This window comes from Streptomyces mesophilus (genome assembly GCF_040300965.1).
Taxonomy (GTDB): Bacteria; Actinomycetota; Actinomycetes; order Streptomycetales; family Streptomycetaceae; genus Streptomyces; species Streptomyces mesophilus_A.
In genome coordinates this window covers 1-1,847 of sequence record NZ_JBEPEW010000309.1, presented here as the reverse complement: position 1 = coordinate 1,847, position 1,847 = coordinate 1, and the positions used below count along the sequence as shown (strand labels likewise).

Below are 1,847 nucleotides of genomic sequence, written 5' to 3'. Positions count from 1 at the left end.
CCTGGCAGCCGTGGGCCTCGCGCCCCACGCGCTGGCCCGCCGCAAGCGCCCGCTCGCCCTCGTGGACGTCGTGTCCGAGGGCGGCAGCTTCACCACCGTGCACGAGGAGCTCGCCGCATGGATCGAGGAGACCCGCGAGCCCTGGTCCGTGATCCGGGGCAAGCTGCGCTACGTGGGCGTGACCTCGCGGGGCAAGTCGAGTCCGAACCACGACCGCTGGCAGCAGGGGCTCGACTGGGTGCGCACGCTGCCGGCCGGTCATGTCGTCAACGTCTCGCTGCATCCGTACATATGGAGCGAACTCGCCGACTACGAGCCGAAACTGACGCGTTGGTTCCCGCCCGAGCGGTGGCTGGAGGAGGAGCACACTGCCGTGTCCCGCCATCTCCGTGTGGCGCCCGCACTGACCCGAGCCCGAGCCCTCGTCGACGCCGGCCGCAGCCGTGAGGTGCGCGCGGAGCTCGTACGGCTGATGGCGCGTGATCCCGGGTTCGCCACGCGCGAAGTACGGACCCTCGCAGGGGCCTTGCGCCGCTGACCGCAGGGCGGTCAGCGGACGACCGCCGCCGAGAACAGCGTGAAGGCCAGCACGCACCCCGCCGCGCCCCACGCCACACGCACCGGAAGCACTGCCGGGCGCGGCACGCTCAGGGAGCGGATGCGGCGGTGGGCCAGGGCGACGAACGCGAGCCAGAGCGCCAGGGATGCCGCGACCGCGAGCAGGCCGAGCGGGGTCGGGCCGCCCTGCAGGGCCTGTTTGCCGGCGAGGACCGCCGCGACCGTGCACGACAGGGTCGTACGGCGCCAGGCGAGCCGGGTGCGTTCCGGCTGAAGCCCGGGGTCGCGGACCGTATCCGTCACTGCTCCGCCCAGCCGAAGAGCACCACCACGACCATGATCAGCGCGACCACGCCGACCGCGAGGCTCAGCAGCGCGGGGAAGCGTGTCACCGGCAGATCCTCGCCGCGGCGCATCGCGAGCTCGCAGCGCACCCAGTGGTTCACGGCCCGCAGCGCGCACATCGCGCCCACCGCGAGCAGCGCGAGCGACAGACCGACGCGCCAGGCCCAGCGCAGGTCCGGCAGGAACTGGTCCACCGCGAAGCCGCCGCCGACCAGCGCGAGAGCCGTGCGCACCCAGGCGAGGAAGGTCCGCTCGTTGGCGAGCGAGAAGCGGTAGTCGGGGGTCTCACCCTCCTCCCGTACGCGGGCAGGTGCGAACCACAGCCGCAGCGAGGAGAAGAACCCGTTCACGGCCGGGCACCGTCCCGCAGCCGCGTGTAGGCGGCGAGCCCCTCCGGAGTCCACTCCCACTCGTCGAGCCGCAGCTCCAGCTCTTCGGGGGTGAGGAAGGTGTGCCAGGCGACTTCGGACTCCTGCGGGCTCACGGGAAGATCGCAGCGCACCTCGTACACCATCGACCACCAGGAGCCGCTGTCCCCCTCGTAGAGGAACTTGAACAGAGGGGCCGGCTGTGCGAGGCCAGTGACGCCCAGCTCCTCCTCGGCCTCCCGCAGCGCCGCCTCGTCGTAGGACTCGCCGGCGCCGACGACTCCGCCCACGAACATGTCGTGGAAGGACGGGAACACGGCCTTCGTCGCCGTACGGCGGTGCACGAAGATCCGGCCCTCGGCGTCGCGCACCAGGATGAAGGCGCAGCGGTGGCGCAGGCCGTCGCGGTACGCGACGGGGCGCGGGGACTGGCCGATGACGCGGTCCTGTTCATCGACGATGTCGATGATCTCGTCGCTGCTCATACGCGCCATCCAACCGCAGGTCGGCTACGCCCGCCCCACCGCCCCCGAGCCGCAGACGGGCTACGCCCGCCCCACCGCCCCCGCGAGCACC

Annotated in this window: 4 protein-coding genes; 1 reads left to right on the top strand and 3 read right to left on the bottom strand. The window is 72.4% G+C overall.

Annotated features, from left to right (window positions below; all coding sequences use genetic code 11):
• Window positions 1-538: hypothetical protein (locus ABT367_RS41320; RefSeq protein WP_352259119.1), on the top strand; the 538-nt coding region annotated here is incomplete at its 5' end.
• Window positions 539-549: 11 nt separating this feature from the next.
• Here ABT367_RS41320 and ABT367_RS41315 read toward each other — a convergent pair.
• From ABT367_RS41315 to ABT367_RS41305, 3 genes are read right to left on the bottom strand one after another with little or no spacing between them, the layout of a single operon-like run.
• Window positions 550-861 carry a DUF202 domain-containing protein gene (locus tag ABT367_RS41315; protein WP_352259117.1) on the bottom strand — a complete coding sequence of 104 codons (312 nt, stop codon included), beginning with the start codon at window positions 859-861 and terminating at the stop codon, window positions 550-552.
• A complete protein-coding gene (locus ABT367_RS41310; protein ID WP_352259115.1) occupies window positions 858-1,253 on the bottom strand; it encodes a YidH family protein in 396 nt (131 codons plus the stop codon). Before ABT367_RS41310 ends, ABT367_RS41315 begins: the two co-directional genes overlap by 4 nt.
• Window positions 1,250-1,765, bottom strand: a complete 516-nt coding sequence (locus ABT367_RS41305) for an NUDIX hydrolase (RefSeq protein WP_352259114.1) — start codon at window positions 1,763-1,765, stop codon at window positions 1,250-1,252. Before ABT367_RS41305 ends, ABT367_RS41310 begins: the two co-directional genes overlap by 4 nt.
• Window positions 1,766-1,847 lie beyond the last annotated feature (82 nt).